This is a genomic window from Dongia sp. (genome assembly GCF_041910485.1).
Lineage (GTDB): Bacteria > Pseudomonadota > Alphaproteobacteria > Dongiales > Dongiaceae > Dongia.
Genome location: NZ_JAYRQR010000050.1, coordinates 83618 through 109822, shown reverse-complemented (window position 1 = coordinate 109822; position 26205 = coordinate 83618). Strand labels below are relative to the sequence as shown.

Below are 26205 nucleotides of genomic sequence, written 5' to 3'. Positions count from 1 at the left end.
GTCGGCATCCGGGTCCCGTTGGAATTTGGGGGATGGAATGCCGAGAAAGAACCTGCGCGCACTGCTGCTGTCTTCATGCCTGCTGATTGGTACGGTAGCGGACATGGCATGGGCGCAAAGCACGCCGCCGCTTCTGTCGCAGACTCACAAAATTGACATCGCACCGCAGACACTGGCATCGGCGCTCAATCAACTCGCGGCACAGACGGGTCTGCAGATTGTCTTCGACGCGGCCAAGATCAGCGGAATCAACAGCGCTGGCGCCAGCGGGGTGTTGACCACCGAGGCGGCCTTGCGGGCAGTCTTAGCGGGCACCGCGTTCGACTACCGTGTGTCCGGAACCAATGCCGTGACCCTCGACCTCGTCCCGGGCGACAGCACTGAGCTGGCGCCGCTCGACGTCCAGGATACAGCCGAAACCGAAACTGCCTGGGGTCCGGTCGATGGTTACGTCGCCAAGCAAAGCACCACCGGCACCAAGACGGACACGCCGCTCATTGAAACCCCGCAATCGATCTCGGTCGTCACGCGTGACGAGATGGAGGCGCGCAATGTGACCGATATGTCGCAAGCACTCGCCTACACGTCAGGCCTGATCAGTGGCGGTCACGGCACATCCGGTGCGATCGGCGGCGATACCGTGGCGATTCGTGGATTTGGTGGCGACGGTACGACAGGCCCCTCCAGCAACGAATATATCGACGGTCTCAAGCTGGCCGGCACCGGCTATGTGACGTCCGCCTTTGATCCTTATTTCTTCGAGCGTGTCGAAGTGTTGAAAGGGCCAGCCTCGGTACTTTACGGCCAGTCGACGCCTGGCGGCATCTTCAACATGGTCAGCAAGCGTCCGACCGAGGATTTTCAGGGCGAAATCGGTTTTCAGGCCGGCAGCAATGACCTCTTCCAGGGCATTCTCGATGTCAGTGGCGCCGTGGACGGGGATAAAGAATTCCTCTATCGCCTGACGGCGACGGGATGGGACAACGATACCGAGGTCGATTTTTCGGATCGCCGACGCTATGCCCTGGCACCGGCGCTGACGTGGCGGCCCAATGAAGACACCAGCATTACCATGCTCGCGCGCATGCAGAAGGATGATTTTGACTCGTCGCCACTCAACTGGTTGCCGACACGCGGTACGGTGCTCGATAATCCTTACGGCGATATCTCGAGCAGCCTTTACACCGGTGACACGAATTATCAGGAATGGGATCGTGATTCCTACGCCATCGGCTATCTGGCCGAGCATGCCTTCGACGATACATTCACCGTTCGCCAGAATTTTCGCTACAATCATAACCGGCTCGACTTCAAGGGTGTCTACATCCAGAGACTGGACGCCGATTTGATCAACGGCAGCCGCTACGCATTCGGCATGGTGGAGCATTCCAACGACTGGACGCTTGATAACCAGCTGGAAGCCAAATTCGAAACTGGTCCGGTGGAGCATACCTTTCTGCTGGGTGTCGATGGCCAGATACTCGACAATGACACCAAGCGCGAACTCGGCGCCTGGACCGATCTCGATGTCTTCGATCCAGATAACGACAACTTTGCCAACACGGTGGCGCCTTGGCGCAGCCAGGCGCAGCTCAGCAAACAGCTGGGCCTCTATGCTCAAGAACAATTCAAATGGGATGATCTCATTCTGACATTCGGTGGGCGTCAGGATTGGACGTCGGGCGAATTGACCAACCGAATTACGGACGAAACGACGAAGCAGACCGATGACGCCTTCACTTGGCGGGCCGGCGTGCTCTACGCTTTTGAGAGCGGCTTCTCGCCTTACTTCAGCTATTCGGAATCCTTCGAGCCGGAGATCGGCACTGACCAGGACGGCAAGCCGTTCAAGCCCACCACCGGCCAGCAGTTCGAAGTCGGTATCAAATACCAACCCCCCGGCTATGACAGCTTCATCACGCTTTCGGCCTTCGACATCAAACGACAGAATGTGGTGACGGCAGATCCGGTGAATCCGAGCGTATCGACCCAGACCGGGGAGATCGGGTCACGCGGCATCGAACTGGAAGCGAAGGCGAGCCTTGCCGAGGGCCTCGATGCCACCTTCGCCTATACCTACCTCGATACCGAAATCCTCAAAAGCGGCGACACGGCAACCGGCATCGACGGCGACGACCACGATGTCGAGGGCAAGCAGAAGGCTGCCATTCCCACGCATGCGGGTTCGGTCTGGGTCAACTACACTTTCCAAGAAGGTGATTTTGCCGGACTAGGCCTTGGTGCCGGTGCGCGCTATGTCGGTGAGACCTATGGCGATGATGCCAACAGTTACAAGGTTCCCGATTATCTGCTGTTCGACGCGGCCGTCCGCTACGATTTCGGCGAGCTCAGCCCTTCACTCGATGGCTGGATCGCGCAGCTCAATGCCAGCAACATCGCCGACAACAAGTATGTGGCCTCCTGCATCGGCATTGATCGCTGCTTCTATGGCGCCGGTCGCACCATCATCGGCACGGTAAAATACACATGGTGAAGATGCGGCTGGATATAGCCGCACGCATCTTGGCAGCTGTTCTGGGTGGGTACGGTCTGGCGACAGCCATCGTGATCGGTCTGCCTACCGTGTTGCCATTGCCGAAGGCTGAGGCTGTCGCCGTCGCCATGATGCTCAGCTTCGCATTCTGTTGCGGCGCGATCCTCTGGGCCTTTGCTGTTCATTCCGCCTGGCGCGCCTGGGCCGGCATCCTGCTGCCCACGATAGTCCTGGTCGTACTGGTCAGCGGCGTCTCATGAAGGCTGGTTTCCGTGCCTCCATGGCTTGGCTGCACAATTGGGCCGGCCTCATCTTCGGCTGGCTGCTTTTTGCGATCTTTCTCACCGGCACGATCAGCTATTTCCGGCAGGAGATCTCGCTCTGGATGCGCCCAGAATTGCCGGTGCCGAGCGAGGTTCCAAGTGACGTGGCGTCCAGTCTGGCCGAGGGGCGCCTACAGGCAATCGGCCCCCATGCGGATCGCTGGATGATTGAATTGCCGGATGCCCGCGATCCGGCGGCACATCTCTTTATCTGGCAGGCGACGCCACCGACCTTTCAGCACGAAATGGTAGATCCCGCCAACGGCGAGCCCTGGCATCCGCGCGACACCTATGGCGGTGATTTTCTCTACTACTTCCATTTCGACCTGCAAATGCCAAGCATCTGGGGGCGTCTGCTGGTCGGTATTGCCACGATGGCCATGCTGGTGGCCATCGTCAGCGGAGTCATCACGCATCGCCGCATCTTTGCCGATTTCTTCACCTTCCGCCCCTGGGCGAAGCCACAGCGCGCCTGGCTCGACGGCCATAACGCGCTGGGCGTCCTGGCACTGCCCTATCACCTGATGATCACGTATTCGGGTCTCGTCATCTTTATGTTTCTATATCTGCCTTGGGGAATCGAACGTCACTATGGCGGCGACGTGCGTGCTTTCGAGACAGCGCTTCTCGGTGACCCGGCGCCGGTGACAGACGCCAGAGCGGCGGCGCTTCTGCCGCTAGGACCGATCGTCGCCAGGGTCGAGAAGATGTGGGTGGAGGATGACTATCGCCCTCGCGTCGGTCGCATCGAAGTTACGCGTCCCGGCCGTGCAGATGCGCGCATCGTCATGATCGCCAACGACGCCAATCATATTTCTCACGCCCGCAACCGTGTGGTGATCGATGGCGTCAGCGGCAATATTCTCAACGACGATCGGAACCTCAATGCCGCCGCCGGCACCTTCTATGCCCTCTACGGGCTCCATATCGCGCGCTTTGCCGATCCGACCTTGCGCTGGATCTTCTTTCTCTCCGGCATGGCCGGGACGGGCATGGTCGCGACCGGCCTCATCCTGTGGACGCGTAAGCGCGCGGCGCGCGGCGGCAAGGGTTTGCGGCTTGTCGAGGGCCTCAACATTGCGACGATTGCCGGCTTGCCGCTCGCGATCGGTGCCTTCTTTGCCGCCAACCAGATCTTGCCAATCGCTTGGGAAAACCGTGCCGACACGGAGGCGCAGGTCTTCTTCGCCGTCTGGGCGGTGGCACAGGGCCATGCCTTTCTGCGACCGGCGGGATCGGCCTGGCGCGAGCAATTCGGTGCTGCGGCACTTCTCTATCTGGCCTTGCCGCTCCTGCACGCGACCCGCACATCGCACGGCCTCGTCAGCGCGATCGGGGCGGACGATTGGGCACGCGCCGGCGTCGATTTCGCGCTGCTGGCGAGCGCTGCCTTTCTGGCTCTCGTTGCGCGCAAGGTGGGCCGCCGATGAGCATGCTGGCCGCCACAATGGCTGCTATGGGCTTCTCGCTCATTGACTGCGCGATGCAGCGGCATGCGGGGCTTCTCCCGGCGCTGACGTCACCCTTGCGCCGGCTGATGCGGGCCACGGGCGGCATCCTACTGGCGCTGTCGCTGGGACTATGCCTGATGGTCTGGCCGGCCAAGATTGCCTGGGTCGCCTGGTTCGGTCTGCTGACGATTGGCGCCCTGGCGGCCGCGCTGTTGATGACCTGGCGCAGCGGCGTGAAAAGAAAACGCCCGCACCAGTAACGGCGCGGGCGCTCAAAGGCACGAGATTTCGAGCGTTAGATCGCCGCGGTCACCATGATCTCGACCTTCCACTTCGGGTCGGCGAGCTTCGCCTCGACCGTGGCGCGGGCCGGGGCTTCGCCCTTCACGACCCATTCCTTCCAGGCCTTGTTCATGTCCTGGAACGTGGAGATGTCGGAGAGCCAGATGTTGGTCTTGATGAGCTTGGTCTTGTCGGTGCCGGCTTCCTTCAGAAGGGCGTCGATCTGGGCCAGGATGTTCTTGGTCTGCTCGTAGACGGAAGCCGAAACCGGCTCCTCCGCCACCTGGCCGGCCAGATAGACGACGTTGTTATGGATAACGGCATCGCTGATGACCGACGGATCGCCCAGACGCTTCAGTGACATGTAGACCTCTAATGTATTGAAAAATGGAAGAAATTCAGGCCAGGACCGAATTCAGCGCAAGGCTTTCGGGCCCGGCCGGGCGGCGCATTATGCCGATCAGGCGGTGGCGCGCAAAGGGGCGTTAAAGAATAGAGTGGCGGCGAGGTCATTCGACCGTTGCAATCCGCCAATCGAGCGGTTAAAAGGCCCCCGCACAGCCCAGACGTCCCCATCGTCTAGGGGCCTAGGACATCACCCTTTCACGGTGAAGACACGGGTTCGAATCCCGTTGGGGACGCCAAATCGCCACGAAGCCGAAAAATCCGGTTTCATCCAGGCCGGCTCGTTCCAGCGCCCATATCCCCGAAAGATTTCCGCAGCCGTCGCCGGCCGATTTGTTCAGCCGGCTGAATGCGTTGCGCGGATGATATCCGAGGCCCGCTCGGCGATCATCACCACGGCGGCATTGATATTGCCGGTGATCATGTCGGGCATGACCGACGCATCGACCACGCGCAGGCCCTCGGCACCCCGAACGCGCAAGGTTGGATCGACAACCGCCATGTCATCGTTCGCATCGCCCATCCGGCAGGTTCCCAGGGGATGGTGCACGGTGATCGATGTCTTGCGGATATGGGTGTCGATGTCTTCGTCCCCATTCTTGTCGTTGCCGGGGAAGAATTCGCGCTCGATGAACCGCTGCATCGATGGCTGGGCCGCCACTTCGCGCGCTTGGCGCACGCCGGCACGGAGCACCTTCCAATCATTCGGTGTCGACATGAAGCGTTGCAGGATGCGGGGGTGTGCACTCGGATCGCGCGACTGCAAGGCAACCATGCCGCGGCTTTCCGGATGCAGCATGACGATGCGGCAGGCGAAGCCGTCCTTGAAGGGTTGCTTGAACGGCTTCATGTAGGGATAGGCGCCAAGCGGCGCGGCCGTCAGCAGGAATTGGAGGTCGGGCAGCGGAACGTCTTCGCTGCTCTTGAGGAAAGCCGTAATGCCACCGGGTACGTCGGCTGCGAAGCCCTTGCCGAGAAAATAGGCCTTTCCCAATTCCTTGGCGATGCGATCGTAGCGCATCATCGGCAGGAAGGGGCCCGGATCCTTGCGGTGATACATCAGGATGACAGAAACATGGTCCTGCAGGTTCTTGCCGACGCCCGGCAATGCAAGCCGGACCGGGATGTCGTGGCGGCCCAGCTCCACGGGATCGCCGATCCCTGAGAGATTGAGGAGCTGCGGCGTGTTGATGACGCCGCCCGCCAAAATGACCTCGCGACCAGCACGTGCGGTGCGCGTGATGCCGTCCTGTACATATTCGACCCCGACGGCGCGCGTGCCGTCCATGACCAGGCGCGTGGTGAGGGCGCGCACTTCGATCGACAGATTGCCGCGCTGTCGCGCGGGCTTCAAATAGGCGGTGGCGCAGCTGGAGCGCCGACCGTTGCGAATGGTCATCTGCAGCCGCCCGAAGCCTTCCTGGGTGGCGCCGTTGTAATCTTCCGTCCAAGTATGGCCGGCGCGCCGACCGGCCTCGGCGAAGCCATCGAGCAGCGGATCCTGATAGTGACAGAATTGCGTTCCGAGTGGGCCATCGCCGCCGCGAAAAGCGTCGGCGCCGCCTTCCCAGGTTTCTTGCCGTCTGAAATAGGGGAGCACGGAATCAAACGACCAATCCCGCAACCCACTCGCCGCCCAGCGATCGAAATCGCCCCGGTTGCCGCGCACATACGCCATCGCATTGGTGGAGGAGCAACCGCCGACGACTTTGCCGCGCGCGCATTCGACCGCGCGGCCTTCGACACTCGGTTCCGGTTCGCAGAAATACATCCAGTCGTGCAGGCGCTTTTGCAGAATCTTTCCCCAGCCCAGGGGAATGTGGATCCAGGGGTCGCGGTCCCAGTCGCCAGCCTCAAGGATCAGAACGGAAATGCCGCTCTCTTCACTCAGCCGATTGGCGAGCACGCAGCCGGCCGAGCCGGCGCCGACGATGATATAATCGTACTCCACATCCCGCGCCACGATTGCCATCCCGTATGTTGCCCGGCCTTGGTGCTGCGCGGGTCGTTGTCGGTCGATCGGCCGGATTGGTTCGTCGCCTTGTTGCAGGCGAACCAATTTTAACCGGTGCCGCGACCAATCGTTAACACGGGTTGTGGTGGCTGGACAAGTCGGCGGCGCTTGCCGCCGGTCGATTACTGCTGCGTGCTGCCGGCCGGGAAGGCGTGCTGGAAGATATAACGCTGCACGTCGCTGAGATGCTGGCACATCAATTCTTGGGCGCGATCGCCCTGACGAGCGGCGATCGCCTCGGCGATATCGCGGTGATAGTCGGCATAGACGGCCTGCCGCTTAAAGCAATTGGCATTCTCGCCCATGCGCTGCCAGTTGGCCTTGCGCTGGCTGGATTGCAGCGTGTCGAAGATCGCCAGAAACAGGGTATTGCGGGCGATCTCGGCGATCGTCCGGTGGAACAGCAGATCCGCATTCTGATAGGTGGCGGTATCGCCGGCGTGGCGCGTTTCGTCGACCAGAGCCAGCAGGCGGTTGATCTCGGCCTGGGATGCGCGAAAGGCGGCAAGGCGCGCCATGACGGGCTCGATGGCGAGACGGACTTCGATCACTTCCAGCGGATTGGTGTGATCGAGAATCCCTTCGAAGCCACCCATGACGGCCGCATTGGCAAGTGCGCCCAGGGAAATTCGGCTGCTGTTATAGGCCGCACTGGCGACCGGCATGCCATTGGTGCCGTCACCGTTCCGCTGGCGGCTGATGAAGGTCCCGCGGCCCTGCTGGCGCGAGATGTAACCTTCTTGTTCGAGGATATCCAGCGCGCGGCGCAAGGAACGTCGACCGACACCGAGTTCCAGCGCCAAAGCCCGCTCCGGCGGCATGCGCGAATCGGCGTCCTGGCTGGCGATCAGCCGCCTGAGTTTCGTGAGGGTGGGGTCCACGCGCTCCATGCTCGGTCCTGGGCTCAGTCCTGGTTCGGGCTTCCTGGTTGGGGCAAAAGGCACCATTGGTACCAGTTGCAGATGCAATGGATACCACGATCCTGCCGTATCGACAATTGTCGCACCAATGACGGTCGATATTGCGCTGCATGATGGACCGGGCAGCAATTGGGCCGCCACCAGAGCGCAAAACCGCCCCATCGAGTCAGCTAGGCGTTGACGGTGCCGAGAAGAAATGGTTACGTTGCCGGCAACAAGAAGGCCCAAAAGGGCGAACCAATACGAAATTGGTTCGAGGGGCGGGTCGGGACGGCCAGTTCCGGTTACCGCATCGGACAGCGGAGGGTGGATATGTCGGTACAAAGCGGCAAGACCGGCGCTCGGCTTGAGGGTGACAATCTTCAGGCGGCGCTCGACAAGCTTCACGCGGATGTCGAAAAGGCCAATATGGCCGGCTATTGGGTCGTCGACCGAACCGTCAAGAATGACGAAGACCGCCAGGTGATGGACAAGCGCAAGGCCATCCCGTTCTCGTGGAAATACAAGACGGATATCGAGCCGCTGCTCTACCGTTCGGCCGAGTTGATCACGACCGAGAGTTCGGAGCGCCGCTCGCTGGTGCTGGTCAATCCGGGCCTGGCGCCGAAGCGCGCCACCACCACCAACATGTACGTCTCCTATCGCCTCAACGATCCGCGCGAGATCATGCCGCCGCATCGGCACTCGCCCAACGCCATCCGTCTCGGCCTCTCCGGCCAGCAGAACTTCACGGGCGTCGAGGGCGAGAACATCACCTTCGGTCCGGGCGATCTGGTGCTGACGCCGCACGATACGTGGCACAATCACGGCAACAAGGGTGACGAGAACGCGATCAACCTGTCGGTTCTCGATCTGCCGCTCGCCGAGACAATGAACTGCATGTATTTCGAGCACGATTACACGGAAGAAGAAGAAGGCATCCGTGTTGCCCGCAAGATGCAGTCGGAGCGCTTCCCGGCGACCTATTCGCAGATGGTCTACGGGCACGGTGGCCTGCTGCCGCGCTTTGTTTCGCACAATCGCGGCGCCGGCAATGCCTCGCCGATGTATGTCTATCGCTATGATATGATGCGTGAGGCGCTCGAAAAGTTCCGCAACTGGGACGGCGATCCTTATGAAGGCATCATGATCGAATATGTCGATCCCACCAGCGGACAGCCCGTCTTCAAGACCGTCACGTTCTTCATGCAGATGCTGCGGCCCGGCGAGAAAACGCTGCCGCTGAAACAAAGCGCCAGCCTGGTCGTTTCGCCGTTCGAGGGACAAGGTTACAGCCTCGTCAACGATCAGAAGATCGCGTGGAACCAGTTCGACACGGTGGCCGTGCCCGGTGCCTCCTGGTGCCAGCACGTCAATACGTCGGACCGCGATCCCGCCATTCTGTTCGTTGCCAGCGACGAACCGGCCTTGAAGGCGCTCGCCTTTTATCAAAAGCACGGCAGGAACCAGAAAGGCGACGTCGTCAGACTCGCCTGACCCTTGATCACGCCGAGCGCAACGGACGGAATTCATGGCACGCGCAAAAAACACCAAGCTGTTGGCGAACATTGATTGCCCGGGTGGCGGTCAGGTCTGGGTTGACGGTCATATCCTTTATATCGGCCACATGCGGCAGCCCAGCGGCACGACCATTGTCGACGTCGCGGACCCGAAAAACCCGAAGGTCCTTTCGCGCGTCGAAATGCCGGTCGGATGGCATTCGCACAAGGTGCGCGTTTCGGACGGCATCATGGTGGTCAATCATGAACGCCAGGGCATGGAGGGCGATGCGGAATTCGGCGGCGGCCTCGGCATTTTTGACGTCTCCAACCCGGCCAATCCACGCCTGATTTCGAAGTGGCGCACCCATGGCAAGGGCGTGCACCGTTACGATTTCGACGGCCGTTACGCCTATATCTCACCGACGGCCGAAGGATATGTCGGCAATATCGCCATGATCCTCGACCTCAAGAATCCGGAAAAGCCGGAGGAGGTGGGGCGTTGGTGGATTCCCGGACAATGGAAAGCGGGCGGGGAGGAATATCCCTGGGACAGTTGGACCCCGCCGCGCTGCCATCATCCGCTGCGCATGGGCGACCGGCTCTATGTCAGCTATTGGCATCACGGTTTCTATATTCTCGACATCGCCGACATGTCGAAGCCGCAATTGATTTCAGCGGTCAACACCTCGCCGACGTTCCCGCATCCCACGCATACCTGCCTGCCGATCCCGGAGCCGCTCAAGGGCCGCCGCATCATGGTCGTGGCGGACGAGGATGTGGCCAAGCTGTGGCCGGCGGCGCCCGCCTTTACCTGGATCTACGACATCACCAACGAGCATTGCCCGATTCCAATTTCGACCTTCCAGGTGGAAGGGCTTGATCGGGATGGCTCGCCGCAGCCGCCGATGATGGGGTGTCACCAGCCATCGGAGCGCTTCAAGGGAAGTGTCATTCCCTTTGCCTGGTTCGCCCAAGGGTTGCGCATCCTGGATATCGCCGACCCCTTCAACCCGAAGGAAGTCGCCTTCTACGAGCCGGATGCGCCGAAGGGTTTCGAATTGTCATCATCCAATGACGTCACGATCGACAGCCGCGGCCTGTGCTATCTGATCGACCGGCAGCGCGGCGTCGACATCATCGAGACGTCAGTCCTTTGAAGGACGAGGGAAAGCGGACATGAGCGATATCACCACCATCGGCAAGAAGAACCCCAATCTTCCCTTCCATCCGGCGGTCCGGGCGGGAGACTTCATCTTTGTCTCGGGACAAGTTGCCAAGGACGAGAACGGCAACATGTGCCACGGCAATATCGAAGAGGAAACGCGCTGGACGATCGAATCGATCCGTCGCATCCTGGCTCTGGATGGGGCCGATCTCAGCGATGTGGTGAAGGTGACAGTCTATCTTGAGGATGCGCGCAACTTCGGGCGCTACAACAGGATTTTTGCCGAGTACTTTCCGGAGGGGCGCGTTTCGCGGACCACCGTCGAGGCGCGCGCCGTCATTGAATGCAAGATCGAGATGGATGCCGTCGCCTACAAGCCGAAGGCTTAAGGCGTCTGTGATAAGAAATGCAAACCGGCGGAGCGATTTGCCGCCGCGAAAAGGAGAATGAAGATGCTGCGAGTTCTGGGTCGCGCGACGTCAGGCAACGTACAGAAGGTCCTGTTCCTGCTTGAGGAACTGGGCGTGCCTTATCAACGCGAAGATTACGGCCGCCAGTTCAACAATACCCAGGACGCCACCTATCTCTCCCTCAATCCGAACGGCAAAGTCCCGACGCTGGTGGATGGCGATACCGTGATCTGGGAATCCAACACGATCCTGCGCTACCTCGCCGCGAAGAACAAAAGCGCGCTCTATCCGACCGACCTCGTCCAGCGCACGCAGGTCGAGCGCTGGATGGATTGGCTCCTGGCCTCGCTCAACGCACCTTATGTCGCGATCTTCAAGGAAGCGAAGAAGCCCGCCAATGAGCGCGGCCCGAGTTGGGATGCCGACGCGAAGGAACTGCGGACACAGCTTGAAATCCTCGCCAAGGCCACGGCCGGCCGGCCGTTCCTCGCGGGCAATGACTTTTCGCTGGCCGATGTGTGTCTGGCGCCGATCGTGCATCGCTGTCTCGATTTTCCGGTCGATCTGCCGGGCCTCGATGGGTTGCGGGCCTGGCGCGACAAGGTGACGTCTCGTCCGGCCTTCAAGAAGGCCGTCGGCTGAGGCAGAACTGCCCGTTGCCAAGGTGGCGACAAGACCACCATTGAATAACACGCGGTTACGACAGGTTTGGGCTCTACTCCTTCTGGGGGCGGCATGACCAAGGCAGCCGTTATCGGCTTGGGCACGATGGGACCCGGCATCTGCGCGACGCTCGCGCGGGCCGGGGTGAGTGTGGTCGCCTTCGATCTGAGCGCGGAGCAGCGCGCCAAGGCGCCGGCCATGCTCGACCTGGCGACGCAGGTTTTGGAGAAACTCGGAGTCAAGTTGGTCGGAGGTGGGTCGGTCCAATTGGCCGATTCCCTGGAGACGGCCGTGGCCGGTGCGGATCTCGTCATTGAGAACGTGCCGGAGAAACTGGACCTGAAGCGCGAGATTTTCGCGGCGATCTGCCGGTTGGTGGCGCCGGGAACGATCATCGCCAGCGACACCTCCGGCATTCCGATTACCGACATTCAATCCGGCATGGCCAATCCCGGCCGGATCATCGGCATGCACTGGTCAAACCCACCGCATATCATCCCGATGATCGAGGTGATTGCCGGCCGCGAGACGGCGCCCGAGACCGTCGCCTGGATGAAGGACTTCGTGCGCCGCATCGGCCATCTGCCGGTCGTGATCAAAAAGGACGTGCCCGGTTTCGTCGAGAATAGGGTGCTCTATTCGGTCATGCGCGAATGTGTCGACCTGGTCGAACGCGGGGTCATCGATCCGGAAGACCTAGATACCTGCGTCTCCTGGGGCATCGGCTATAAGCTGGCGGTGGTAGGGCCCATGGCGCTTCTCGATATGGCCGGGCTCGATATCTACAACGCCGTCGGCTCCTACCTGAATCGTGAATTGTGCGACCGCTCGGATGTGGCACCCTATGTCACGCAGCGCGTTGCCGAGGGCAAATTGGGCATGAAGACCGGGGGCGGAATTTTCGGCTACACGCCCGAAAAAATCGCTGCCTTGCGCGAGGAGCGCGCGCGGAAACTGGTCGCGATCCGGCGGATTTTGCAGGAATAAACGGGCGGGAGGAACCAAGCAGTACCGGCGGGAGCCCGAGATCCGGCCGCAAGAGGCAAACAAGTAAGTGACGATCAATACCTGGGTTGGACGACCCTGTTTGAGACGAGCACAACAGCAATGAAAAGCAGGAGGCTTTCCACATGATCAAGATCTCGAGACGGAATGCAGCACGGTCTGCGCTGGCGGCAGCGATGATGACCAGCATGTTTGCATTGACCGGCGGTGCGCTGGCGGCAGACGTGAAGTCCATCGCCATTTTGACGCCCGAAGAGCCCACCGATTACGGCTGGAACCAGCAAGGCAACGACGCCGCCAAGGCTGTGGCGGCCAAGTACGGCCTGGAATTCATCCCGGCAACGGGCCTCGGCTATGGCGATGTGCATCCGCAGCTGCGTGAAGTGGCCGACGATGGTGCCAGTCTCATCATCGCCCACGCCAGCGGCTACAACACGGCAGCACCCGAAGTTGGCGCCGAAAAGGGCGTCGCAGTTGCGATCGTCGATCGTCCCGATGCCAACAAGCCGGGCGCCATCGCCGACTATACGCTGAGCGGCCATGAAGGCGCCTATCTCGCGGGCATCCTCGCTGCCAAGACTTCCGAGACCAAGACGGTGGGCATTGTGGTCTCCGGTGAGCCGCCGTCATGGAACTCGCAATCGGCCGCCTTTGCCCAGGGTGTAAAGGCTGCCGATGGCGGTGTGAAGATTCTCTACGCCGTGATCGGCCCGGCCGCCTATTCCGATGCCGCCGGCGGTCGCCGCGTCACCGAGCAGGTGATCGGTGCCGGCGCCGACGTGATTTTCGGCCAGGGTGACGGCGCGACGTTCGGCATGCTGCAGGCTGTCGAGACCACCAAATCCACGAAGGGCGGCAAGGTCTGGTTCATCGACGTGATCGGCGACAAGACGGCGATCGACAAGGGCCATCTGCTTTCGTCGGTCATCTGGAACCTGGAACCGGTCTATTCGGCGATGGTCGAGGATCTGAAAGCGGACAAATTCGGCACCCACGGCTATTCGATCCAGCTCAAGGACGATTCCGTGAAGCTGTTGAAGAGCCCGCATGTCGGCGATGCGGCCTGGGCTGAGGTCGAAAAGGCCAAGGCCGAGATCATCGGCGGCAGCCTCAAGATCGAACCGGTGTGGGATGCCAAGGATGTCCGCGCTCTGATGAGCTCGGTCACCGACGCGCCGGCGCAGTAACATCAAAGCGTAACGTCGCCGGTGGCGACGACCTTTTGGGGGCCACGCCATGCCCTGGTGCACGGCGTGGCCCGCTTGTCGAGCGGATAGATGAATACGACCATTTTGCCGACACCAGTCGTGGCGGTTCGCGGCGTCACCAAGCGGTTTCCCGGTGTCCTGGCGAACGACCGCATTTCCTTGGAATTCAGGGCCGGCGAAGTGCATGTCTTGCTTGGCGAAAACGGCGCCGGCAAGTCGACGCTGATCGGCATCCTTGCCGGCATGCAGCAGCCGGACGAAGGCGAAATCCTGATCGACGGGCAGCCCATGCGCATCGGCTCGCCCCGGCAAAGCCTTGAGTTCGGCATCGGCACCGTCTTCCAGCACGTTCTGCTGGTGCCGAGTCTCACGGTCATCGAAAATCTGATGCTGGGCAGCGGTTGGTGGAGTCGCCTCAACAAGGCGCCGGCCCTCAAGCGATTCAGCGAGCTTTCAGCGCTCCTCGGTGTCGCCATCGACCCGGATGCGACCGTCGGTCGTCTCTCGCTCGGCGAACAGCAGCAGGTTGAAATCATGCGCGCCCTGTGGCGCGGTGAGAAAGTTCTCATTCTCGACGAACCCACGTCGATGCTGACGCCCCAAGGCGTTCGCGATCTCGGCGAGGTGATAAAGCGTCTGCGCGCCAAGGGCGTTGCGATCATCCTCATCACGCACAAGCTCTTGGAAGCATACGAATTCGGCGATCGCATCTCGGTCCTGCGCCTCGGGCGGGTCGTCGGTGATATTGAGCCCGCCCGTCTTTCCGCGATGAGCGAGACCGAGGCGACCGATGCCATCATCGAGCTGATGTTCGGCAAGGACGCCGCCCGCTCCGGCGAGGCCGATGCACTGGTCGATACGGCGCACCACCAGCGCAGGGTCAACCGCGCGGGCGCGCCGCGGCTGGTCGCGCGGGAGATCGAGACCGAGGCTGTGCGCGGCGAATGTCCGTTGCGCCATGTCAGCTTCGATCTGTGGCCGGGCGAGGTGCTGGGCATTGCCGGTGTTGATGGCAACGGCCAGAAGCATCTGGCGGAGGTTTTGGCAGGGCAGCGGTCCGCCGAGGCGGGCAAGCTGGAACTCGGTGGCCGCGACATCACGAAAGACGGTGTGCCGGAACGCCGGCAGCTGGGTATCCGCTACGTCACCGACGAGCGCCTCGGCGAGGGAACGGTGGGGATCTTCTCCGTCGCCACCAATCTGGTGCTGAAGGAAATCGGCCGCCCGCCCTATTGGCGTAAAGGGTGGAGCGATTGGGACGGCATCCATGATCATGCGCGTGGCCAGATCGGGCGTAACGATATCCGCACGCCGTCGGAAAAGACGCCGGTTGCCAAGCTGTCCGGGGGCAACATACAGAAGGTCCTGCTCGCGCGCGAAATCAACAGCGAGGCCCAAGTCGTGGTCTTCAACAAACCGACCTATGGCCTCGATCTGCAGAATACTAAGCTGGCGCATGAGCGCATCATCGCCAGTGCCGACCAGGGCATGGCCATCGTGGTGATTTCGACCGACCTCGATGAATTGATCAAGGTGAGTGACCGCATCGGCGTCATGTATCAGGGACGCCTGGCCGGCATTGTCGAGAACGGACCGGATGTCGAAAGACGGGTCGGCCTATTGATGACGGGAGTGGAAGCGGCATGAGCGCCAGTGCCGAAATCGATTCGAACACCGACGAACTGGAGCGCCGGGAGCGTCGGCGCGAGTTCGCTGCTTCTGTCCTGCGCGTGGCCATTCCGGTCATTGCGGCCCTTGTCATGGGTGGCATCATTCTGCTGATCCTTGGCAAGAATCCGCTCGATTATTACGGCTTCGTCGTGCGTCGCGGCTTGCTCACCTGGGGCGGCCTGCAGGAGACCCTGACCCGCATGGCCCCTCTGCTTCTGATCGCGTCCGGGCTGATCGTCGCCTTCCGGGCCGGCATCTGGAACTTGGGCTCCGACGGTCAGTTCCTCCTTGCCGCGGTGGTGACGGCGGCGCTGGCTCCGGCACTCATCACCGTGCTGCCCGATGCGCTGACCCTCATCATCTGCATGTTGGTGTCGACATTGGTGGCGGCACTCTGGTCCCTCATTCCGGCGATCCTGAAGGCGCGCTATGGAATCAACGAGATTATCACGTCGCTGATGATGAGCTTTCTCGGCGTCAGTTTCGCCAATGTGCTGGTGAAGTTGTTTTTTCGCGATCCAGCGACCACGGTGCCGCAAACCCAAAGCCTTGCTGTCGAAGACCGACTGCCGCGCCTTTTCGACACCACGATTCATCTCGGCCTGTTCATCGCCCTCGTCGCCATCATCGGGGTGCACATCATGATGACGCGCACGTCCTTCGGATTGAAGCTGCAAGTGGTCGGCGCCAATCCGGCGGCAGCTGTGCATGCCGGCCTCAAGGTGGGTTGGCTGACCATTGCCACCTTCGCCATCAGTGCCGGCTTGATCGGCCTCGGTGGGTCGGTGGAGATTCTCGGTGTCTGGGGTGTGGTGCGGGCCGACTGGAATCCGGCCTTCGGCCTCCTCGTCGTGCCGCTGGTCTTTCTGGCGCGATTCAACGGTTATGCAACGATCGGCTTCACGCTGTTCTTTTCCGTCCTCATGATTGGTGGCGAAAGCGCCGCGCGCCGTGTCGGCGTGCCCAATGACTTTGTCCTGGTTCTTGTGGCCCTGCTGCTGATCTTCCTGGCGGTGGTCGAATATCTGGACCATCTGCGCCGCAAGAGAGCGGGGGCCTGACATGGAAGCGCTTCTCACCCAGCCGTTCCTTACGGCACTGATCTTCGGTGCTATCACCGCCGGCGTCCCACTGCTTCTCGCAGGGCTCGGCGAACAGATATCCGAGAAGGCGGGCGTCCTCAATATCGGCATTGAGGGCATGATGCTCTTTGGTGCCTATGCCGGCTTCGTCGCCGCCTACTATACCGACTCATTTTTCGCCGGCTATGTCGTCGGTGGCCTCGGTGGTGTGCTGGTTGCCGCCCTGGTGGTGCTGTTGTGCATTCGGTTCGGCCTCAACCAGATCGTAATCGGTATCGCCGTGACCCTCGGCATTGAGGGTCTGACTGCCATCCTGCATCATTTCCAGTTCAGCCGAACCTATCCGCGTCTTTCGGCGTCACCGGTCGTCAGCATTCCCGGCCTCGTCGATATACCGGTCATCGGTCCGGGCCTGTTCAGCCACAACGCCATGGTCTATCTCGCCGTCATCCTGGTGGGCGTGTTGGGCTGGGCCTTTCGGCACACCTATTTCGGCCTCAATCTGGAAGCCGCCGGCAACAAGCCGGCGGCCCTGGATGCTGCCGGGATCGACGTTATTAAGACCCGTACGATTGCAGTCCTCTGCACCGGCTGCTTGGCCGGAATCGGAGGTGCCTATATGGCCAATGTCGGTGCCGGAATCTTCGTACCCTTCATGACCGGCGGCGCGGGCTTCATCGGCATCGTATTGGCGATGCTGGCACGTGGTCGGCCCATTTGGGTCCTGTTGGGTGCGTTGCTGTTCGGCATCAGCCTTTCTATGACGACGGCGCTGCAGGTCGCTGGCGTCAACATCCCGACCGACGTGGTGCAGATGCTGCCATTCGCCATGGTGATGCTGGTTCTGGTAATCTTTGCCCGCCACAGCGTCTTGCCACCGGCGCTGGGACTGCCTTATGTGCGCGGTGATCGCTGAAAACGGACCGAACTCGACCAAAGACGCGACGATGCAAGGGAGGTTGGAAAAATGACGGATACGAAAGTCTATCTGCTGGATGGCGGGACCTTGGTGATCGACGGCTTTCACGCCTTCTGGAACCGTGGACCGGCCGGTGAAGTGCGCTTTCCCTGCTATTCCGTGGTGATCGAGCATAAGGATGGGCGCTACATGTTCGACACGGGTTACGATTTCGACCATGTCATGCGCGTCCTGCCGTTCGAAAAGCCGATCCAGGACGATAGCCAGAAGATCCCAGGGCAGCTGGCCAAAATTGGCCTTAAGCCAGGCGACATCAACTATGTCATCAATTCGCACTATCACTTCGACCATTGCGGCGGCAACAAGCACCTCCACAATGCTTGCACCATCTGCCATGCGAAGGAACTGGAGCAGAGCGCCAATTGCCAGCCCTTCGAACATCTCGGCTATTCGGACCTGACTTTCTCGCCGGAGATCATGAAGGCGAAGAATGTCCAACTGCCGCCGGACCCGGTGCTTGATGTCTATACGCCGAAGTTCGAGACATTGAGCGGTGACCAGGAAATTGCGAAAGGCATCTGGCTGTTCGAGACCCCGGGCCATACGGCCGGTCACTACAGTCTGATGGTGGAGTTGAAGAATCGCCGTCCCATGCTGTTTACGGCCGACGCATGCTACAGCAAGAAGAACATGGATATGATGTGCATTTCGAGCTTCCATCTCGATCCGACGGCGAGCCTCAATTCCATGAAGCGGCTCAAGGCGCTGGCGGAAAAATATGATGCCGAGCTCTTCTATTCGCACGATCTCGAGAGCTTCAAGACCTACCAGACGGGCGCTAACTTCTATTCCTGAGGCTTCCGCCTCCGGCAAAGAAAAGGCCCGCCTCCGGCTGGAGGCGGGCCTTAGTTTTTAGAGCATTTTTGCTCCAGGAAATCTCCTTAGTATCGTACCATGCCAGCGTCGACGTTGAGGGCCTGACCGGTGATCCAGTGCGCTTCCTCGGAAGCGAGGAAGGCGACCGCCGGCACGATGTCCTTGGGCTTGCCGTGTCCCTTGATCGCCTGCAGCATCTCGACGAAATCAAAGGCGTCCTTGTGAGGGGTGGTCTGAACACCCTCGGTGTCGACGAGGCCGGGCATCACGGTATTGACCGTGATCTTATGGGCGCCAAGTTCGGTCGCCAGTGCCCGACCGAAGGCAAGGACACCGCCCTTCGACGCGACGTAGTGAGCCATGTTGGGCGTGCCTGCCAGCATCGAGTTGGAGCCGAAATTGACGATTCGCCCATAATTGTTCTTGCGCATCAGGTCGGACCCCGCCCGGCACATGAGGTAGAGCCCGTCATAGTTCACGCGGGCGACACGGCGCCATTCCTCGAACGTCAAATCATCCCACTTCACGAAGGGAACAATAGCCGCGACATTGACCAGAATGTCGAGCTTGCCCGCCTTGGCGGCGACAGTCCCGAACAGATTCGCCACTGAGTCCGGGTCGCCGATATCGACCTGATGGCCGAACGATTTGCCGCCGATCTCCTTGGCCGTTGCCTCGGCCCCGGCGCCATTGATATCGGCCGCGATGACGGTTGCCCCCTCGGACCCCAGACGCAGGGCGACAGCCTTGCCCATGCCCTGCGCGGCGCCGCTTACCACCGCTACGCGACCTTCGAATCTCCGCATTTCAAGCTCCCTCTGCTTCGTTTGTTTCTTAGATCTTGCCGGCGCTGATCACGGCCATTGCCGCTTCGATGCCGGCACCGACGTCGGCCTTGCGTCCCAGTTTGCGCAGGGCGCCACCGAACGCCGTCAGCGCGACGATTGCATAGATCGGCTCCGCCACCGGGCCCATATGGCCAATGCGGATCAACTTGCCGAGCGTGTCGTTGCGCCCGGTCGAGAAGACGACGCCATATTCGGCGCGTGCCGCAGCGATGATATCGCTGTCCTTGATGCCCGCCGGCACCTTGACGGCGGTGCAGGTTGGCGAGGCGATGGATTCCGTCTTGGCCCACAATTCCTGGCCCATCGCGAGGATGCCGGCGCGTGTCGCTTTGGCGGTCAGGGCGTGGCGGTGCCAGACCTTTTCCGCCCCTTCGTCAAGGTATTGGTCGAGCGCGGCATCGAGCCCATTCACTTCTGCAACCGATGGCGTGAAGGGAAAGGGCTTGGACTTGCTCCAGGCGTCCTTCCAATCCTTCAGGGAGAGTGCCGAGGCGAAGGGCGCCTTCGGATTGGCCTCGATATGCTTCCAGGCGCGGTCGCTGACGGCCATGACCGTGAGGCCCGGCGCACCGCCCAGGCACTTACCGGGCCCAGTGATGAAGACGTCGGCGAAGCAATCATTGGGGTGAATGTCCATGCCGCCGAAGGAAGAGACCGCGTCGACGATCAGCAACGCGTCATGATCGCGCACGATCTTGCCGATTTCGCGGGCCGGGTTGATCGTGCCGGAAGGCGTGTCGTGGTGCACCAGCGAAACGACCTTGATGTCCGGGCGCTGCTTGAAGGCTGCGGCCACGGCATCGGGCGAGATCGATTCGTTGAAGGGAACCTCGATTTCGACCATGTCCTTGTGATAGCGGGCTGACCAGTAGCCGAAGCCCTTGCCATAGACACCCGACGCCAGGTTGAGCACCGTGTCGTTGGGGCTGATCAGGGAGGCGGCGGTTGCTTCGATCCCAGGTGCCGGCTCGCAGTGCAGGATCAGGGCCGGCTGATCGACCTTGAGCGCCTTGGCGCACTTCCGCGCGACGGATTCGTAGAATTCCTGGAACCAAGGGTCATAATCATAGTGCACCGGACGCGACAGGGCCTGGAGAATGCTGGGATAAGTGGCGACTGGTCCCGCGGACAGTGTGATCACCGGCTCCTTGACGCTGGCTTTGAACGGCATTTGGTTCGGCCTCCCCTGATTTGGTTCGTAGCGGTCAATTTCGACCGCGATGTTGTACATCTGTAATGAATGATAGACTGGCGCGCAGGAAAGTGAAAATACTTATCCGCACAATAAGGGGAATTGGTGCGGACACCATGGCGACAGCACAGGATAAATGGTTCGATATTCTGATTATTGGTTCAGGCACGGCGGGGGCGGTGCTGGCAGGGCGACTTGCCGCCGATCCCGCGCTGAAGGTCGGCCTGATCGAGGCCGGCGGGGCGGCGACCCATCCGCTGATCGCCGAACCGACCAAATGGCCGCTCCTGCAAGGCAGTGACATAGATTGGGGCTACCGAACCCTGCCGCAACAGCACACGGCGGGCCGGGTTCACGATTGGCCGCGCGGGCGGGTGATTGGTGGTTCCACGGCCATCAATGCCATGGCCCATGTCCGCGGCCACCCTTCGGATTTCGATCGATGGGCGGCGGAGGGCTGCGCCGGCTGGGGTTTTGCCGACCTATTTCCCTATTTCGTCAAATCCGAGACCTACACGGCAGGGGCCGATCCCTATCACGGGCAGAACGGGCCCTTGCACCTGATCAGACCCACCGAACCCAACCCGGTCACACGCGCCTATATGGCAGCCGGGATGGAACGCGGTCGCGAACCCACGCCCGACCATAACGGCGCGCGGATGGACGGTCCTTGCCTCAACACGCTGACCATCAAAGACGGCAAGCGGCAGACGATTGCCGACGCCTACCTGACACCTGTCCTGGGGCGCAAGAACCTGACCATCCTGCAGACGGTCGAAATCACCGAGCTGGTGGTAGAGAAGAACCGTGTGACCGGCGTCCGTGCCGGCGACACCGTTTATTTCGCCGACAAAATCGTTCTCGCAACCGGGGCGATCGGATCGCCGCTTCTGCTCATGCGATCGGGCATTGGACCGGCCGACGAATTGAAGGCGTTGGGCTTATCCGTCCGCCTCGATGTGCCGGCGGTGGGACGCAACCTGCACGACCATCTTCTGTCGGGCGGCAATGTCTATCGGTCGAAGAAGCCGGTCCCGCCGTCACGTTATCAGAATTCGGAATCGCTGATGTATCTGCACCGGGCCGGTGCCGACCGGGCGACGGCGCCCGAGATGGTCCTGGCCTGTGTCGTGGCGCCGGTCATTACTGAGCAGTTCCAAGCCCCGCCCCTCGGCGAGGCCTATACGCTGATGTTCGGGTTCACCCACCCCAAAAGCCGTGGCAGCATTCGCTTGGCTTCCGCCGATCCCAAGGTCATGCCCTTGATCAATCCCAACTATCTGGCGGAAAGCTACGATCGCGAGGCCTATCTCGAGGCCCTCGATACCGCGCGGGATATCGGGGCAGCGCGTGCTTTCGATGATTGGCGGGCCGAGGAAGTCCTGCCGGGACCAGCTTGCACCAGCCGCGCCGACAAGCTCGCCTTCCTGGAAAAGGCGGCTTTTACCCACCATCATCCGGTTGGAACGTGCCGGATGGGGAGTGATTCGGCGGCGGTCGTGGATACTGCCCTCGCTGTGCGTGGCATCCAGGGCCTATATATATGTGACGCCTCGGTCATTCCCACGATCACGACCGGGCCGGTCAACGCGGCGATCGTCGCGATGGCCGAGCGCTTTGCCGATCTGCTGGCCGGGCAACCGGTTCTGCCGCCGGCGCGGCCATCGATTTAGGAGTTGAACGTTGCGTCAGATCCGTCTTCACCGGCACAGCGGCGTGCGGCAGGCAATCCCGGCGCTCCTTGCCTTCGCCTTGGCGCTCGCCGGCTGCGCGGGGGGCGAGGATGCCGGGGCGGATGCGCATGATGTCGTCTTCAACCTGCAGAACACCGGCAGACAACCGATTTCCTGCCGTCTCATCTACGGCCATTGGGTGGAACGCGACTATGGGGATTTGGCGCCGGGCGCTTTCCATGCGGACAGATTTCGACAGCAGGCCAGTGACGGTGCCTTCTTCACGATGCGGCCGGACGGGCGCAAGCGCATGATGATTGAAACCGTGCAGTGCGCCAGCTACCCCAACTGGAAAGAAACAGTTGGCCAGGTCGATTTCGCACCCGCCCGCGGCCAAAAGGTTGACATTCTGGAAGCGCGCTGCGCTCTTCCGGAAGGTGGCGGCAGGATCGTTTGCGAACCCTTGAAGGCCAAGGCAGCGGATTGATCGTTGCCGGCGGCCGGAGAAGGATAAATTTAAGTCTGGGTTGATCGGAGGGAACAGAATGAGCGGTTTTTCCGGCATTGCCGAAATGATGCGTCAGGGCGATGCGGCCGCACCAGCCATCGGTGCACCAGATCGCAGCGACATGTCGCGTGGCCAATTGTCGAGCCTGATGGCGCGGGTCGGTGCGGATCTTCGCGGCATCGGGATCACGCGCCGGGATGCCGTTGCCATCGTCATGCCAAATGGACCGGAAATGGCCGCTGCCTTTCTTGCCGTGGCAGCCGCCTGCATCGCCGCACCTCTCAACGCCGCCTACCGGGCCGACGAATTTGATTTCTACCTCGGCGATCTCGATGCAAAGGCACTGATCCTGCCGGCGGGAATGGACACGCCCGCGCGCCAAGTGGCCGGCACGCGCAACATTCCGGTCATCGAGTTGGCGCCTGATCTGGCCGGGCCGGCCGGCAGCTTTACCCTGTCCATCCCGGCGGGTGGCAAGGTGGTGGATCCGGCGGCGGCAGACGATGTTGCCCTGGTACTGCATACTTCCGGCACCACCTCACGCCCAAAGATCGTCCCGCTCACCCAGCGCAACTTGATGACGTCGGCCGGCAATATCGCGCGGACATTGGCGCTCACCCCGAGCGATCGGAGCCTCGTCGTCATGCCGCTCTTCCACATCCACGGATTGGTGGGTGCGCTGCTTTCGTCATTGCACGCCGGTGGCTCGGTCTACTGCCCGGCCGGTTTCAACGCCTTGAAGTTCTTCGCCCAGCTCGATATGGCCGAGGCGACGTGGTATTCGGCGGTGCCGACGATGCATCAGACGGTCCTCGCGCGAGCAAAGGGTAATGCGGATGTCATTGCGCGGCGCAAGCTGCGCTTCATCCGGTCTTCCTCGGCTTCGCTGCCGCCGCCGGTCATGAAGGAACTCGAGGCAACATTCGGCTGCCCCGTGATCGAATCCTACGGCATGACCGAAGCCGCGCATCAGATGGCCAGCAACCCGCTGCCGCCCGCCGCGCGCAAGCCAGGCTCGGTCGGTATTGCCGCCGGTCCGGAGGTGGCCATCATGGATGAGTCGGGGCGCCTCCTGAAGTCGGGTGAGGTCGGCGAAATCGTCATCAAGGGCGCAAACGTCACGCTGGGTTATGCCAACAATCCAAAGGCGAATGCCGAGGCCTTTCGCGACGGCTGGTTCCGCACCGGCGATCAAGGCATCATGGATGCGGAGGGCTATGTCAGCCTTACGGGGCGCCTGAAGGAGATCATCAATCGCGGCGGCGAGAAGATTTCGCCGCGTGAAGTGGATGACGTGATCATGGAACACCCAGCCGTCGCCCAGATCGTCACCTTCGCCATGCCTCATGACAAGCTGGGTGAGGTGGTGGCCGCCGCCGTGGTCCTCAAGGAAGGGGCGACGGCCAGCGAACGCGACCTGCGGGATTTCGCGGCCAAGCGATTGGCCGATTTCAAAGTGCCGCAGAAAATCGTTTTTCTCCCGGAGATTCCCAAGGGTGCGACCGGCAAGCTGCAGCGGATCGGCCTAGCCCAGAAGCTGGGTCTCGCATCATGAAAATTGCGATCTACGGTGCTGGCGCCATCGGCGGATTGCTCGGCGCCCATCTGGCGCGCGCCGGCGAAGAGGTGACCCTGATCGCGCGCGGTGCGCATCTCGCCGCGATGAAGGAGAAGGGTCTTTCGGTCCAGCGCGGCGACGACAGCTTCACCGTTCATCCGGCCCTAACCGATGACCCTGCGGTCGCCGGTCAGCAGGATTACGTCATCATCGCGTTGAAGGCGCAGTCCGTGCCGCCTCTGGCCGACAAGCTTGCCCCGATGCTGGGGCCGGAAACGGCAGTGGTCATGGCGGTCAATGGTGTCCCCTGGTGGTACTTCCACGGCGTCGGCGGAGCCCTCGAAGGGCGTCGCCTTGCCAGCGTCGATCCAGGAGATATGCAGTGGAGACATATCGGTCCCGAACGTGTCATCGGCTGTGTGGTTTATCCTGCGGCGGAGATCGTCGAGCCGGGCGTTCTGAAGCATGTCGAGGGCGACCGTTTCACGCTCGGTGAGCCGAACGGCGAAAAAACCGAACGTGTGACCAAGTTGAGCCAGGCACTCATCGCTTCCGGTCTCAAGGCGCCGGTCAGGGCCGACATCCGCACCGAAATATGGGTGAAGCTCTGGGGCAATGTGGCGTTCAATCCGCTGTCGGCATTGACCGGTGCCACGCTCGATCGCCTTTGTGCCGATCCGGGAACGCGCGGTGTTGCCAAGGCGATGATGCTGGAGGCCGAAGCCGTGGCAAATGCCCTGGGCGTCAAGATGCCGGTCGACATCGAACGGCGTATCGACGGTGCCGGCGCCATCGGCGCCCACAAGACATCGATGCTGCAGGATTTCGAACGCGGCCGCCCGATCGAACTCGACGCGATCGTCGCGGCGGTTGCTGAACTGGGCGGGCTCGTTGGCGTGCCGACACCGACCATCGACATGATCTATGCTCTCACGCACCAAAAGGCGATCATCGCTGGCTTGATCTCGTAGGGACCGACAGACGGCGAAACACCATCGCTTGCGAACGTGGCTCTTCGATCGCGAGAGCCGCTTCAGCCTCTAGACCCACGTCATGCGCTCGTTGAGCAAGCGAGCTCTGATTCACCCAGCAACATTGGCCGATAAGAAGCCAGATCGATTGAAGCCAACTGACCTCTGCGGCATTGGAGGCTTTGGATAAGCTGTTTCTGAGGTGGAACACCTCAGCCAAAGCTCGGCATTGAAAATCCTCCTGGCGAATGTTTCGATGATGCTGAACAAGCCGCGCCGGACAATCGGCCTTCAGCAGGGGAGAGTGGGCAATGGATACGCCGCCAAAATTTTCCGCCTTCAATCGCATGCAGCAATTGATGTCGACCTCGCCGGTTCCGTCGATCTCAACGGAACTATTGGTGACTGCCGATGGCGAGCTCAATCGCGAACTCAATGCCTTCCTCTTCGACCCGCCGACCGATCCACATCTGCTCAAGGGCAAGCGCATCGCTATCAGCTGCACCAATGGCGTCGAGGAAGTGGAAATTCTAGGCGCGCTTTGCTGGCTCAGCGAACATGGTGCCACCGTGCATATCGTTGCGCCGCGCATCGGGGAGTTTCACCCAACTCTTGGACTTCGCTTTCCACCGCAATGTGCGACCCATGTGTTGGCGATCCGTCTCATGGAAAATGCCGGCTGGCTTAAGATCGACCGCTATACCGACGAGGCCAAGGCGGCGGATTACGATGCCATCATTCTGCCGGGCGGGTGCTGGAATCCGGATGCCCTGCGCATGGACCCGCATGCGCGCGAACTGGTACGTGCGATGTTCGAGGCAAAGAAGCCCACTTGTGCCATCTGCCATGGCCAGTGGGTCATGGTGAGCGCCAAGATTTTGAAAGGTCGCCGCGCAACCGCTGTCTGGAATATCCAGATCGACCTGGAAAATGCCGGCGCGACCGTGCTCGATGAACCTTGCGTCGTCGATGGCAATCTCATCACAGCGCGCTTTCCCTACGATCTGCCACGCATGGTCCGGGCGATGGTCGACCAACTGCTGCCCGGTTGATGATGGCGCCGCCAGGCTTTGGCTGGGAAGACAA

At 61.3% G+C, this 26205-nt stretch carries 24 protein-coding genes and 1 tRNA gene; 20 read left to right on the top strand and 5 right to left on the bottom strand.

The genetic code is table 11. The features are described from left to right. The first annotated feature begins 37 nt into the window (after positions 1-37). Genes ACE3PP_RS16555 through ACE3PP_RS16540 form a run of 4 tightly spaced genes read left to right on the top strand, consistent with a single transcriptional unit; the run spans position 38 to position 4528 of the window. Positions 38-2494 (top strand): TonB-dependent siderophore receptor, encoded by a 2457-nt coding sequence (locus tag ACE3PP_RS16555; protein WP_374384301.1) that lies wholly within the window; start codon positions 38-40, stop codon positions 2492-2494. Between the two features lie 2 nt (positions 2495-2496). Continuing rightward, complete coding sequence (locus ACE3PP_RS16550) at positions 2497-2754, top strand: DUF3649 domain-containing protein (protein ID WP_374384299.1); 258 nt, start codon at positions 2497-2499, stop codon at positions 2752-2754. Next, positions 2751-4247, top strand: a complete 1497-nt coding sequence (locus ACE3PP_RS16545) for a PepSY-associated TM helix domain-containing protein (protein ID WP_374384297.1) — start codon at positions 2751-2753, stop codon at positions 4245-4247. The genes ACE3PP_RS16550 and ACE3PP_RS16545 overlap by 4 nt, the downstream gene beginning before the upstream one ends. After that, complete coding sequence (locus ACE3PP_RS16540) at positions 4244-4528, top strand: DUF3325 family protein (protein WP_374384295.1); 285 nt, start codon at positions 4244-4246, stop codon at positions 4526-4528. The genes ACE3PP_RS16545 and ACE3PP_RS16540 overlap by 4 nt, the downstream gene beginning before the upstream one ends. Positions 4529-4563: 35 nt before the next feature. On the opposite strand, the gene ACE3PP_RS16535 is transcribed toward ACE3PP_RS16540, so the two are convergent. Then, positions 4564-4914: a RidA family protein gene (locus tag ACE3PP_RS16535; protein ID WP_374384293.1), complete on the bottom strand. Its 351-nt coding sequence runs from the start codon at positions 4912-4914 to the stop codon at positions 4564-4566. Between the two features lie 204 nt (positions 4915-5118). Here ACE3PP_RS16535 and ACE3PP_RS16530 point away from each other — a divergent pair. Beyond that, positions 5119-5194, top strand: a tRNA-Glu gene (locus tag ACE3PP_RS16530). A gap of 98 nt (positions 5195-5292) precedes the next feature. On the opposite strand, the gene ACE3PP_RS16525 is transcribed toward ACE3PP_RS16530, so the two are convergent. Beyond that, complete coding sequence (locus ACE3PP_RS16525) at positions 5293-6918, bottom strand: GMC family oxidoreductase (RefSeq protein ID WP_374384291.1); 1626 nt, start codon at positions 6916-6918, stop codon at positions 5293-5295. A 173-nt stretch (positions 6919-7091) separates the two neighbouring features. Further along, the gene (locus ACE3PP_RS16520; protein WP_374384289.1) at positions 7092-7859 is read right to left on the bottom strand and encodes a FadR/GntR family transcriptional regulator; all 768 of its coding nucleotides are present in this window, start codon (positions 7857-7859) and stop codon (positions 7092-7094) included. Positions 7860-8201: 342 nt separating this feature from the next. Here ACE3PP_RS16520 and ACE3PP_RS16515 point away from each other — a divergent pair, with 342 nt between their 5' ends. From ACE3PP_RS16515 to ACE3PP_RS16470, 10 genes are all read left to right on the top strand, one after another. After that, positions 8202-9365, top strand: coding sequence for a cupin domain-containing protein (locus ACE3PP_RS16515; RefSeq protein ID WP_374384287.1), 1164 nt, complete (start codon positions 8202-8204; stop codon positions 9363-9365). A 34-nt stretch (positions 9366-9399) separates the two neighbouring features. After that, a complete protein-coding gene (locus ACE3PP_RS16510; protein ID WP_374384285.1) occupies positions 9400-10527 on the top strand; it encodes an LVIVD repeat-containing protein in 1128 nt (375 codons plus the stop codon). A gap of 19 nt (positions 10528-10546) precedes the next feature. Continuing rightward, positions 10547-10924: a RidA family protein gene (locus tag ACE3PP_RS16505; protein ID WP_374384283.1), complete on the top strand. Its 378-nt coding sequence runs from the start codon at positions 10547-10549 to the stop codon at positions 10922-10924. A 63-nt stretch (positions 10925-10987) separates the two neighbouring features. Continuing rightward, on the top strand, positions 10988-11587 hold the full coding sequence (locus ACE3PP_RS16500) for a glutathione S-transferase family protein (protein WP_374384281.1): 600 nt from the start codon (positions 10988-10990) through the stop codon (positions 11585-11587). Between the two features lie 93 nt (positions 11588-11680). Then, entirely contained in the window at positions 11681-12595 is a 915-nt protein-coding gene (gene fhmpcd1 / locus ACE3PP_RS16495; protein WP_374384279.1) for a 5-formyl-3-hydroxy-2-methylpyridine 4-carboxylate 5-dehydrogenase, read from the top strand. Positions 12596-12738: 143 nt separating this feature from the next. Further along, positions 12739-13800 (top strand): BMP family protein, encoded by a 1062-nt coding sequence (locus ACE3PP_RS16490; RefSeq protein ID WP_374384277.1) that lies wholly within the window; start codon positions 12739-12741, stop codon positions 13798-13800. A gap of 90 nt (positions 13801-13890) precedes the next feature. Beyond that, positions 13891-15468 carry an ABC transporter ATP-binding protein gene (locus ACE3PP_RS16485; RefSeq protein ID WP_374384275.1) on the top strand — a complete coding sequence of 526 codons (1578 nt, stop codon included), beginning with the start codon at positions 13891-13893 and terminating at the stop codon, positions 15466-15468. Next, positions 15465-16553: an ABC transporter permease gene (locus tag ACE3PP_RS16480; RefSeq protein WP_374384273.1), complete on the top strand. Its 1089-nt coding sequence runs from the start codon at positions 15465-15467 to the stop codon at positions 16551-16553. The genes ACE3PP_RS16485 and ACE3PP_RS16480 overlap by 4 nt, the downstream gene beginning before the upstream one ends. Position 16554: 1 nt before the next feature. Continuing rightward, positions 16555-17490: an ABC transporter permease gene (locus tag ACE3PP_RS16475; protein ID WP_374384271.1), complete on the top strand. Its 936-nt coding sequence runs from the start codon at positions 16555-16557 to the stop codon at positions 17488-17490. A gap of 51 nt (positions 17491-17541) precedes the next feature. Further along, positions 17542-18348 carry an N-acyl homoserine lactonase family protein gene (locus ACE3PP_RS16470; protein WP_374384269.1) on the top strand — a complete coding sequence of 269 codons (807 nt, stop codon included), beginning with the start codon at positions 17542-17544 and terminating at the stop codon, positions 18346-18348. Positions 18349-18434: 86 nt separating this feature from the next. Here the strand turns inward: ACE3PP_RS16470 and ACE3PP_RS16465 are convergent, their stop codons facing one another. Both ACE3PP_RS16465 and ppaT read right to left on the bottom strand, forming a co-directional pair. Beyond that, on the bottom strand, positions 18435-19175 hold the full coding sequence (locus ACE3PP_RS16465; RefSeq protein ID WP_374384267.1) for an SDR family NAD(P)-dependent oxidoreductase: 741 nt from the start codon (positions 19173-19175) through the stop codon (positions 18435-18437). A 28-nt stretch (positions 19176-19203) separates the two neighbouring features. Further along, positions 19204-20388: a pyridoxamine--pyruvate transaminase gene (ppaT, locus tag ACE3PP_RS16460; RefSeq protein ID WP_374384264.1), complete on the bottom strand. Its 1185-nt coding sequence runs from the start codon at positions 20386-20388 to the stop codon at positions 19204-19206. A 137-nt stretch (positions 20389-20525) separates the two neighbouring features. Here ppaT and ACE3PP_RS16455 point away from each other — a divergent pair, with 137 nt between their 5' ends. The 5 genes from ACE3PP_RS16455 to ACE3PP_RS16435 all read left to right on the top strand — a co-directional run bounded on the left by ACE3PP_RS16455 (position 20526) and on the right by ACE3PP_RS16435 (position 26171). Further along, entirely contained in the window at positions 20526-22082 is a 1557-nt protein-coding gene (locus tag ACE3PP_RS16455) for a GMC family oxidoreductase (protein WP_374384262.1), read from the top strand. Between the two features lie 10 nt (positions 22083-22092). Then, positions 22093-22569 carry a hypothetical protein gene (locus ACE3PP_RS16450; protein WP_374384260.1) on the top strand — a complete coding sequence of 159 codons (477 nt, stop codon included), beginning with the start codon at positions 22093-22095 and terminating at the stop codon, positions 22567-22569. 58 nt (positions 22570-22627) lie between these two features. Beyond that, entirely contained in the window at positions 22628-24145 is a 1518-nt protein-coding gene (locus tag ACE3PP_RS16445) for an acyl--CoA ligase (protein WP_374384258.1), read from the top strand. Further along, a complete protein-coding gene (locus ACE3PP_RS16440) occupies positions 24142-25119 on the top strand; it encodes a 2-dehydropantoate 2-reductase (protein ID WP_374384256.1) in 978 nt (325 codons plus the stop codon). Before ACE3PP_RS16445 ends, ACE3PP_RS16440 begins: the two co-directional genes overlap by 4 nt. 311 nt (positions 25120-25430) lie before the next feature. Next, positions 25431-26171: a type 1 glutamine amidotransferase domain-containing protein gene (locus ACE3PP_RS16435; protein WP_374384254.1), complete on the top strand. Its 741-nt coding sequence runs from the start codon at positions 25431-25433 to the stop codon at positions 26169-26171. The last annotated feature ends 34 nt before the right edge of the window (positions 26172-26205 follow it).

Coding starts and splice junctions, on each gene's coding strand:
- ACE3PP_RS16480 (WP_374384273.1), top strand. CDS start 15,465: ATGAGCGCCAGTGCCGAAATCGATTCGAACACCGACGAACTGGAGCGC.
- ACE3PP_RS16515 (WP_374384287.1), top strand. CDS start 8,202: ATGTCGGTACAAAGCGGCAAGACCGGCGCTCGGCTTGAGGGTGACAAT.
- ACE3PP_RS16465 (WP_374384267.1), bottom strand. CDS start 19,175: ATGCGGAGATTCGAAGGTCGCGTAGCGGTGGTAAGCGGCGCCGCGCAG.
- ACE3PP_RS16555 (WP_374384301.1), top strand. CDS start 38: ATGCCGAGAAAGAACCTGCGCGCACTGCTGCTGTCTTCATGCCTGCTG.
- ACE3PP_RS16490 (WP_374384277.1), top strand. CDS start 12,739: ATGATCAAGATCTCGAGACGGAATGCAGCACGGTCTGCGCTGGCGGCA.
- fhmpcd1 (WP_374384279.1), top strand. CDS start 11,681: ATGACCAAGGCAGCCGTTATCGGCTTGGGCACGATGGGACCCGGCATC.
- ACE3PP_RS16475 (WP_374384271.1), top strand. CDS start 16,555: ATGGAAGCGCTTCTCACCCAGCCGTTCCTTACGGCACTGATCTTCGGT.
- ACE3PP_RS16550 (WP_374384299.1), top strand. CDS start 2,497: ATGCGGCTGGATATAGCCGCACGCATCTTGGCAGCTGTTCTGGGTGGG.
- ACE3PP_RS16520 (WP_374384289.1), bottom strand. CDS start 7,859: ATGGAGCGCGTGGACCCCACCCTCACGAAACTCAGGCGGCTGATCGCC.
- ACE3PP_RS16435 (WP_374384254.1), top strand. CDS start 25,431: ATGGATACGCCGCCAAAATTTTCCGCCTTCAATCGCATGCAGCAATTG.
- ACE3PP_RS16535 (WP_374384293.1), bottom strand. CDS start 4,914: ATGTCACTGAAGCGTCTGGGCGATCCGTCGGTCATCAGCGATGCCGTT.
- ACE3PP_RS16500 (WP_374384281.1), top strand. CDS start 10,988: ATGCTGCGAGTTCTGGGTCGCGCGACGTCAGGCAACGTACAGAAGGTC.
- ACE3PP_RS16470 (WP_374384269.1), top strand. CDS start 17,542: ATGACGGATACGAAAGTCTATCTGCTGGATGGCGGGACCTTGGTGATC.
- ACE3PP_RS16540 (WP_374384295.1), top strand. CDS start 4,244: ATGAGCATGCTGGCCGCCACAATGGCTGCTATGGGCTTCTCGCTCATT.
- ACE3PP_RS16455 (WP_374384262.1), top strand. CDS start 20,526: ATGGCGACAGCACAGGATAAATGGTTCGATATTCTGATTATTGGTTCA.
- ACE3PP_RS16445 (WP_374384258.1), top strand. CDS start 22,628: ATGAGCGGTTTTTCCGGCATTGCCGAAATGATGCGTCAGGGCGATGCG.
- ACE3PP_RS16545 (WP_374384297.1), top strand. CDS start 2,751: ATGAAGGCTGGTTTCCGTGCCTCCATGGCTTGGCTGCACAATTGGGCC.
- ACE3PP_RS16505 (WP_374384283.1), top strand. CDS start 10,547: ATGAGCGATATCACCACCATCGGCAAGAAGAACCCCAATCTTCCCTTC.
- ACE3PP_RS16510 (WP_374384285.1), top strand. CDS start 9,400: ATGGCACGCGCAAAAAACACCAAGCTGTTGGCGAACATTGATTGCCCG.
- ACE3PP_RS16485 (WP_374384275.1), top strand. CDS start 13,891: ATGAATACGACCATTTTGCCGACACCAGTCGTGGCGGTTCGCGGCGTC.
- ACE3PP_RS16440 (WP_374384256.1), top strand. CDS start 24,142: ATGAAAATTGCGATCTACGGTGCTGGCGCCATCGGCGGATTGCTCGGC.
- ppaT (WP_374384264.1), bottom strand. CDS start 20,388: ATGCCGTTCAAAGCCAGCGTCAAGGAGCCGGTGATCACACTGTCCGCG.